The sequence below is a fragment of the Pseudomonas sp. SMV7 genome (assembly GCF_052041995.1).
Classification (GTDB): domain Bacteria; phylum Pseudomonadota; class Gammaproteobacteria; order Pseudomonadales; family Pseudomonadaceae; genus Aquipseudomonas.
On record NZ_JBKGGT010000039.1, the window covers coordinates 1 to 9697 of the forward strand.

The 9697-nt window shown below is 65.1% G+C and carries 3 protein-coding genes; all 3 read right to left on the reverse strand.

All coding sequences use genetic code 11. The features are described from left to right. Positions 1 to 6123, reverse strand: a 6123-nt coding sequence (locus ACLEJP_RS25350) for an amino acid adenylation domain-containing protein (protein WP_440810859.1), incomplete at its 3' end; no start/stop codon positions are given. 12 nt (positions 6124 to 6135) lie between these two features. Next, entirely contained in the window at positions 6136 to 9480 is a 3345-nt protein-coding gene (locus ACLEJP_RS25355) for an amino acid adenylation domain-containing protein (RefSeq protein ID WP_440810861.1), read from the reverse strand. Between the two features lies 1 nt (position 9481). Beyond that, positions 9482 to 9697 (reverse strand): phosphopantetheine-binding protein (locus tag ACLEJP_RS25360; protein ID WP_440810864.1); only part of this gene is annotated, 216 nt, incomplete at its 5' end.

Below are 9697 nucleotides of genomic sequence, written 5' to 3' on the forward strand. Positions count from 1 at the left end.
CACCAGCGCCGGCGCGTCCGGGGTGGCGCACACCTGGGCTTCGATCAACTGGTGAATGCTGCTATCACTCGGGAACAGCGCATCTGTGGCGTTCCACTCCTGGAGCTGTTGGCGCTGCTCATCAGGGCCCTGCATCGGCAGCTCGGCCAGTGCCTGGCCGGCATCTGCCAGCATGGCCCTGATGAGGTTGCCCAGGTGCTGCGCCACCTGCTCGACCGCCTGGCCAGACCAATGGCTGCGATTGTGGCTGTACTGGATCGACAGAGTCGCCCCTGGGCTCACCAACAGCGTCAACGGGTAGTTGGTCTGCTCGCGATTGGCCACCTCGCCAAAGCGCAGGCCATCGGGCGCACCCTGTTGCAGCGCTTCGGCCACCGGGTAGTTCTCGAACACCAGCAAGCTGTCGAACAACGCGTCACCGCCCTGCCCGGCCCAGCGTTGCACGTCGTACAGCGGGGAATGCTCGAACTCACGCGCCGCCAGGTTGCTCGCCTGCACCTGGGCCAGCCACTGCGCGACGGTCTGTTCCGCACGTGGCGTGCCGACCACCGGCAGCGTGTTGATGAACAGGCCAATCTGCTCTTGCACCCCGGGCAGATCCGTCGGCCGTCCAGCCACCGTAGCACCGAAGCAGACGCTGGGCTGGCCGCTGTAGCGGTGCAGCAACAGCAGCCAGACAGCCTGCAGCAAGGTATTGACCGTGACCCGATTAGCCCTGGCGAAGGCCTCGATCTGCCGGGTTTGCTGGCGGTCGAAGCGCTGCAGGTACTCCCCCTGGCCAGATGCTGAACCGCCCAGGCCCAGGCCAGGAATGCTCTGCGCCAGACAGGTCGGTGCCTCCAGGTCTGCCAGTTGGCCCTTCCAGAATGTTTCAGCGGCGCCCGCATCCTGACGCTGCAACCAGGCGATGTAGTCGCGGTAATGGGTTGCCTGCACCGGCATCGGTTGCCCGGCATAACGCTGCAACACCTCCCCCAGCAAGCGCGAGGTACTCCAGCCATCCATCAGGATATGGTGGTTGGTATAGATCAGGTGGTGACGATGCCTGTCGGTACGCACCAGCACCAGGCGCAGCAATGGCGCCTCGGCCAGGTCGAAGCCACGCTGGCGCTCGTCATCGGCCAACTGCTGCAATGCGGCTTCCAACTGCGGGGTGTCGCGCCAGTCCAGTTCGGTGAACGGCGAGCCGACGGTGCGGTGCACGATCTGCACCGCTCGCTCCAGCTCTGCCTGCCAGACGAAGCCGGTTCGCAGTATGTCGTGGGCCGCCAGTACATCCCGCCAGGCTTGCTTGAAACGCTGTGGGTCGAGGTGGTCGACATCGACCCGCATCTGGTTGATGTAGTTACCGCTGCCTTGCTCGTACAGGCTGTGGAACAACATGCCTTGCTGCATTGGCGACAACGGATAGACATCGGCAATTTGCGCGGCAGCCACCGGCAGGCTGTCGAGTTGCGCCTGGGTCAGCCCGGCCAGCGGGAAGTCCGAGGGGGTCACCCCGCGGTTATGCGCCTGGCAGCAGTGCTCGATCAGTGCCTTGAGCTCATCTGCGTAGGCAGCGGCCAGACGCTGGATGGTCGACGGCTGGAAACGTTCGCTGCTGAACGTCCAGTTGAGCTTCAGTTCCCCGGCAAAGACCTGGCCATTGATGGCCAGCTGGCTGCCCAGGGGCGTAGCTTCATCGTGGTTCTGGCCAGCGCTTTCCTGCGCCGGTGTCAGCAGCCCGGTCACCGCGTCGAAACTGCTGTCGAACTGGCCCAGGTAGTTGAAGACGATCTCGCCTGCCGGTAGTTGGCCAAGCAGCTGACGAGCCTCGCTTCCCCCAAGGTAACGCAATACGCCATAACCAATCCCTTTGTCGGGAACGGCGCGCAACTGTTCCTTGATGGTCTTGATCGAACCCGCCCATTGCGCCTGTGGGCTGAGCTTGAGTGGATACAGGCTGGTGAACCAGCCTACCGTGCGGCTCAGGTCGATGCCGTCGAACAGGTCTTCGCGGCCATGCCCCTCCAGGCGCACCAGCACGTGTTCCCGACCGGTCCAACGCGCGATTACCCGTGCCAGCGCGGTCAACAGCAGGTCGTTGATCTGGGTGCGATAGGCCGCCGGCGCTTCATGTAACAGCTTGTGCGTCCAGTGTGCGTCCAGGCGCGTCGCGACAGAGGCCGCGCAACGCTGCAGGTTGGCACCTTGCGGGTTGTCACAGGGCAGCGCATCGTCCACGCCGTGCAACTGCTCGTGCCAGTAAGCCATTTCTTGTTGCAGCGCGGGCGTTGTCGCATAGCCCTGCAACTGCTCTGCCCAGGCCTTGAACGCGCTGGTCTTGGCGGGCAATACCGGGGTCTGGCCGGCGGCCAGGGCCTGGTAAGCCTGTTGCAGGTCTTCGAGCAGCACCCGCCAAGACACCCCGTCAACCACCAGGTGGTGGATGACCAACAGCAACCGCTGGCTGCCATCGGGCAGCTCGCCCAACACTGCCCGCAGCAGAGGCCCTTGCTCCAGGTCCAGACTGCGCTGGGCTTGGTTGCCGACCTGCTCCAGTGCTTCGGCATGTGCAACCTGGCGGCACCACAGCAGTTCATCCTGCACGGTGCCGAACACGGCCTGCCAGGCACCTTCGGCGTGGCTGAAGCGCAGGCGCAGGGCGTCGTGATGGTTGACCACGCAGCGCAACGCTGCTTGCAGGTGGCGTTCGTCGAGCGCCTCGCGGGGGTTCAGCATCAGCGACTGGTTCCAGTGATGCCGCGCGACCACGTCCGCTGCGAAGAACCACTGCTGGATCGGTGTCAGCGGCATGCTGCCCTCGACCTGGCCCTGGTCGATTGCGCTGCCGGTTTCTTGCCGGGCGATCGCAGCCAACCCTTGTACTGTCTGGTGCTGGAACAGCTCCTTGGGAGTGAAGCGGATACCCAGCTGGCGGGCACGGCTGACCACCTGCAACGACATGATCGAATCGCCGCCCAGTTCGAAGAAGTTGTCGGCAAGGCCGACTTGCTCCAGCTTCAGCACGTCGGCCCAGACGGCTGCTATCTGCTGCTCCAGTTCGGTCTGCGGCGCAATGTACTCACCCTGCAGCACGCTGGCATCTGGCGCCGGCAAGGCCTTGCGGTCGAGCTTGCCGTTACCGGTAAGGGGCAGCAGTTCCAGGAACAGCAGATGCGCGGGCAGCATGTGCTCAGGCAGGCTGGCCTTCAGTTCGGCACGCAGGCTGTCACGCAGTTGCGTTTGCCGTTCGACACTGTTCAGCACACCCGCCTCGGCAGGCACCACATAGCCCACCAGCTGCTTGCCACTGGCGCCATCCAGCGCCAGCACCGCAACCTGGCGCACGGCAGGCTGTGCGAGCAGGCGCGCCTCGATCTCGCCCAGCTCGATACGGAAACCGCGGATCTTCACCTGCTGGTCGATACGCCCGATGTACTCGATCACCCCGTCGGTACGGTAACGGGCCAGGTCGCCCGAGCGGTACAGGCGCCCGCCCTGGTCATCGAAGGGGTTGGGTACGAAGCGCTCGGCGGTCAACCCGGGGCGGCCATGGTAGCCCCGCGCCAGGCCCGCCTGGCCAATCAGCATTTCCCCCGTGCAACCCGGCAGGATCGGCTTCAGGTTTGCGTCGAGCAAGTACCACGACAGGTCGGGGATGACCTCGCCGATCGGGCTGCTGGCGCCATTGTGCAAGTCGTCCTGGGTGATCGGCCGGTAGGTCACGTGTACGGTGGTTTCGGTGATGCCATACAGGTTGATCAGGCGCGGCTGGTGGTCGCCAAACACCTCCAGCCAGGGTCTCAGGCTGCTGACCTCGAGGGCCTCGCCACCAAACAGCACATGCCGCAGGGCCAGTTGCTGCCCCGCCTTCGCCGCCTCGCAGGCAACCGCAACAAGCGGTTTGAAGGCCGAGGGCGTCTGGTTGAGCACGGTAACCTGCTCGCGTACCAGCAAGGCGTGGAAGTCTTCGCTGGAACGCGCCACATCCGTGGGCACGATGACCGCCTTGCCGCCATGCAGCAACGCGCCGTACAGCTCCCATACCGAAAAGTCGAAGGCGTAGGAGTGGAACACCGTCCATACGTCACTGGCATCGAAATGGAACCAGTGCCGGGTGGCGGCAAACAGGCGCACCACGTTCCGATGCGGCAGCAGCGTACCTTTGGGCTTACCGGTGGAGCCCGAGGTGTAGATCACATAAGCCAGGTTGTCGGCATTCACCGGGCAGGCAGGGTTGACCTCGCTGTAGCGGCCGAGGCCGGTATCGCCGTCCAGCTCCAGCACCTGCACGCCGGCCGGTATTGGCAGGGTGTCACGCAGGTGCTGCTGGGTCAGCAACAGGCGGATACCGCTGTCCTCGAACAGATAGGCGAGGCGGTCCTGTGGATACGCCGGGTCCAGCGGTACGTAGGCAGCACCGGCCTTGAGAATGCCCAGCAGGCCGACAACCATCTCCAGGCTGCGCTCGACGGCCAGGCCGACCAGTACATCCGGCCCGGCCCCCAGTTCCAGCAGTTTGTGCGCCAGCTGGTTGGCCCGGCGGTTGAGCTCGGCGTAGCTCAGGGTCTGCTCGCGGCAGACCAGCGCTATCGCATACGGTGCAGCTTCGACCTGGGCCTCGATCAGGCGATGAAGCGGCTGTTCGGCGGGGAACTGCATCGGTGACGGGTTCCAGGCCTGTACGGCCTGGTCCTGTTGCGCCTGGCTGAGCAGCGGCAGGTCGGCCACGCGCTGCCCGGGCTGGTGCACGATCGCCTCAAGCAGGTTGACCCAGTGAAGTGCCATCCGTTCGATGGTTGCGGCATCGAACAGGTCGGTCGCGTAGCTCAGGGCGGCGCCGAGGCCATGCTCGTATTCGAAGGTGTCCAGGGTCAGGTCGAAGCGGGCCGTATCGTGGGCCCAGGTCAGCCCTTCCACCTGCAGCCCTGGCACGCTGCGCTGCGCGCCCTTGGCCTGTACCTGGTGGTTGTACAGCACCTGGAACAATGGGCTGTGGCTCAGGCTGCGCTCGGGCTGAAGGGCCTCGACCAGTTGCTCGAACGGCAGGTCCTGATGGCTCTGCGCGCCCAGCACGCGCTGTTTGACCTGCTGGAGCAGGTCGCTGAAGGTCAGCGGCAGGTCGAACTCGGCGCGCAATACCTGGGTATTGACGAAAAAGCCGATCAGCCGTTCGGTTTCCACCCGGTTGCGGTTGGCCACTGGTACCCCGACGCGGATATCCGCCTGCCCGGAATAGCGGTGCAGCAAAGCCTGGAAACTGGCCAGCAACACCATGAACAGCGTCGCTCCCTGACGCTGGGCCAGTTGCCTGAGCGAATGCACCAGGACTTGCGGCAGACGAACCTCATGCCGGGCGCCGCGGTGGCTGCTGGACGCAGCACGCGGGCGATCGCTGGGCAGCTCGAGTACTGGCTGGTCATCGCCAAGCTCGGCCTTCCAGTACGCCAGCTGCCGCTCACGCTCGCCCGCTTCCATCCACTGACGCTGCCAGATCGCGTAGTCGCCATACTGGACCGGCAGCGCCGGCAGCTGCGGCGCCTGGCCTTGGCTATAGCCGGCATACAGCTGCATCAGCTCATCGATCATCAGCGGCATCGACCAGCCATCGGAGATGATGTGATGCAGCGTCACCAGCAGCACATGCTCGTCCTGCCCAAGGCGCAGCAAGCTGACCCGCAGCAGTGGCCCGTGCTCCAGGTCGAACGGGCGGCGGGCCTCGGCCTCGACGTACTCGCGCACGCTGTGTTCGTCGGCGCCGGCCAGCGTCTGCATCGCCAACGCCACGCTGTGCTCGGGGTGAATGAGCTGGACGGCGCCCTGCCCGTCATCGCTGAAGGTGGTGCGCAAGGTTTCGTGGCGGGCCACCAGCGCGTCGAAACTGCGCTGCAATGCCTCGACATCCAGCGGGCCCCGCAGGCGCAAGGCCGCCGGGATGTTGTACAGCGGCGCGGCAGGCTCGAGTTGCCAGAGAAACCACTGCCGCTGCTGGGCATGGGAAAGGGGGACAGGGGTTGCAGGCTCGCGCCTGAAGATCGGGGTGAGCCCATACAGGTTCACCCCCTGCTGCTTGAGCAAGGCTGCCAGGGCCTGGCGCTCTTTGGTGGACAGTAGCTTTACAGACTCAAGCAGCTCTTGCACAGTCAAAATCTCCTAAGAAACCAGCTTTTCAATTTCCTCCGTAGTTAGACGTTTCAGGGCCTCCAGGGATTTAGCCAGCTCATTCTGCACAGGGGCCGCCTGAGGCGTCAGTTGCTCAAGCTGCGCGCAGTAATCGCCCAGATCGGGGCTTTCGAACAGCGCTTTCAGGCTGACCGCCAAGCCGAGCTGCTCCTGCACGCGGCTGGTCACCTGGGTGGCGATCAGGGAGTGGCCACCCAGCAGGAAGAAGTTGTCGCCCAGGCCAACCCGGCCGACTTTCAGTACATCCGCCCAGATCGCCGCCACCTGCTGCTGCAAGGGCGTACGCGGTGGCACGTGGGCCTCCTCTGCCAGGGCAAGGTCCGGGCGCGGCAACGCCTTGCGGTCCAGCTTGCCATTCGGCGTCAGTGGCAGCTGGCCCAGCAGCACCAGGTAAGAAGGCACCATGTACTCCGGCAGTTGCCTGCGCAACGCACTGCGCAGTTGCTCGCGCAGGGCTGCCTGCGCAGCGGCATCGGCCATCACCCCAGGCTCGTCAGGGACTGCATACGCCACCAGGTGCTGGCCACCGGGGCCATCAACGGCCATGACCACGGCTTCGCGTACCGCCTGCTGTTGCAGGCGCACCTCGATCTCGCCCAGCTCGATGCGGAAGCCGCGAACCTTCACCTGGTGGTCCACCCGGCCGACATACTCCAGCACCCCGTCCGGCCGATAGCGGGCCAGGTCACCGGTCCGGTAGATGCGCCCGCCGTGGGCATCGAAGGGGTTGGGCAGGAAACGCTCGGCGCTGAGCCCCGGGCGCTTCAGGTAACCGCGGGCCAAGCCGGCACCGGCCAGGTACAACTCACCGACGGCCCCTACCGGCACCGGCTGCAGGGCACCGCTGAGCACGTAGGCAGCACTGTTGTGCAAAGGTCGGCCGATGTTCGCCTGGCCACCGGCCTCCCTCAGCGTGCAGGTGGAATAGGTGGTGTCCTCGGACGGGCCATACAGGTCGTACACCTTGCGCACGTGCGCCAGGCGGTAGAGGTCATCGACAAGCGACTGCTTCAGCGCTTCGCCGCACAGGTTGATGGTGTTCACCGACGCTGGAATATTGCCGGTTTCGCACAGCTGCCTGATTGCCGATGGCACGGTGTTCACCAGCCGCACCCGGTCCTTCGCCGCCAGGTTCGGCAGTTCGAGGGCATTGGCGGCCAACACCGCATAACCACCCGCCGAAAGGGTGACGAACAGCTCCCACACCGACAGGTCGAAGCAGATCGACGTGGAGAACAGCACGCCACACAGGTCTGCCTGGTCGTATACCGATCGCGACCAGCCGATCAGTGCCGCCACACTGCGGTGCTCGATCTGCACGCCCTTGGGCTTACCCGTCGAGCCTGAAGTGTAGATGCAGTAGATGAGGTTGCGGGCGCTGCTCAGGCAGGCCAGGTCGGTGTCCGGATAGCCGTCCAGCGGCAACTGGTCCAGCAGCAGCGTGCGCGAGCGGAACTGCTCCGGCATACGCTCGATCAGGCTGGTCTGCGACAGCAACAGGATCGCCTGGCTGTCCTCGAGCATGTACTCCAGGCGGTCCTGCGGATATTCCGGGTCCAGCGGCACATAGGCGCCACCCGCCTTGAGGATGGCCAGCAGGCTGACGACCATCTCCAGGTTGCGCTGCATGGCAATGCCCACCAGCACATCCGGGCCCACACCCTGTTCGCGCAGCTTGTGCGCCAGCTGGTTGGCCCGGCAGTTGAGCTCGGCATAGCTCAGTGTCTGCTCGCCGAAGATCAATGCCGGGGCATCCGGGGTTCGCGCTACCTGCGCCTCGAACAGCTGGTGGACGCAGCTGGCATCCGGGTAGCTGGCCTGAGTCGCGTTCCATCCTGCGATGATCTGCTGGTGCTCGGTGTCGTCCAGCAGGGCCAGCTCGGCGATACGCTGGTTGGGCTGTTCGACCACGGCGTGCAGCAGGTTCTGCCAGTGCCGGGCCAGAGTACGGGCAGTCGCGGCATCGAACAGGTCGGTGGCGTAGACCAGCGCAGCACCGATACCGGTTTCGTGCTCGAAGGTTTCCAGGGTCAGGTCGAACTTGGCGGTGTGGTTGTCCCACGCCACGGCGCTCACTTCCAAGCCCGGCAGCGTGTGGCGCTCGCCCCTGGCCTGGGTCTGGTGGTTGTACATCACCTGGAACAATGGACTGTGGTTCAGGCTGCGCTCCGGCTGCAGGGCCTCTACCAGTTGTTCGAAGGGCAGGTCCTGATGGGCCTGGGCCTCGACCACCCGCTGCCGGACCTGGCCGAGGAAGTCGGCAAAGGTCAGCTGCAGATCGAACTCGGCCCGCAGTACCTGGGTGTTGACGAACAGCCCGACCAGGCGCTCGGTTTCCACGCGATTGCGGTTGGCCACCGGCACACCGACGCGGATATCCGCCTGCCCTGAATAGCGGTGCAGCAGGACCTGGAAGCTGGCCAGCAGCAGCATGAACAGCGTCACCCCCTGTTGCTGGGCGAACCGCTTGAGCGCACGCGCCTGGTCTGCCGGCAGGTCGATGGCCAGGCGTGCCCCCCTGAGGCTGCTGAGCGTTGGCCGCGGGCGGTCCAGCGGCATCTCCAGCAGCGGATCCTCGCCGCCCAGCTGGCGGGTCCAGTAGGCCAGCTGTCGCGCCTGCTCCCCGGCCTCCATCCAGCTCCGCTGCCAGATGGCGTAGTCGGCGTATTGAATGGGTAGCGCGGGCAGCTGTGCCTCGCGGCCCTGGCTGTAGGCCTCATACAGGCGCACCAGCTCTTCCACCATCAGTGGCATGGACCAGCCGTCGGCGATGATGTGGTGGACGGTCAGCACCAGCACGTGCTCGTGCGCATCGAGCGCCAGCAGCCTGACCCTCAGCAGTGGCCCTTGCTCCAGGTCGAAGCCTTGGCGCGCCTCTCGCTCCACCTGCTCGCGCACGGCTTCCTCGCCCGGCGTATCCAGCGGTTCAGGGGCCACCGGCAACACCAGGCGTGGGTGCACCACCTGCTGCACCTGCTCCCCTTGTTGGTGGAAGGTGGTACGCAGCGCATCGTGCCTGGCCAGCAGGCCGTCGAAGGCACGCTGCAGGGCTGCAAGGTCCAGCTTGCCGGTGAAGCGCAGGGCCGAGGAAATGTTGTATACCGCGCTGTCCGGGTCCAGTTTCCAGAGGAACCACTGGCGTTGCTGAGCATAGGAAAGCGGCAACTGCTCGAAGTCGCCGCACACCGGCGGAATGGGCAGTTGCGCCAGGCTGCTGCCCCTGGACGCCAACTTTTCCAGAAACAGCTTGCGCTGCTCCAGCGGCAGCCGAATGAAGCGGTGAACCAGGTCGGTATTGCGGGTATCGGTGCTCATCTCAAACTGCCTCAAGCTCATTCATGAAGTCGTGGAACTCGTCCAGGTCTGCCGTGCGGTCGCGGGTTGCAGCGCTGACGGCGGTGGCGTAATCGCCAAGGTTTTCGGTCTGGAACAGCAGCGCCAGTGGTATGTCCGCACCCAGTTCCATCTGCAAGCGCGCGACCACTTGCGTGGCTAGAAGGGAATGCCCGCCGAGCTGGAAAAAGTTGTCCGC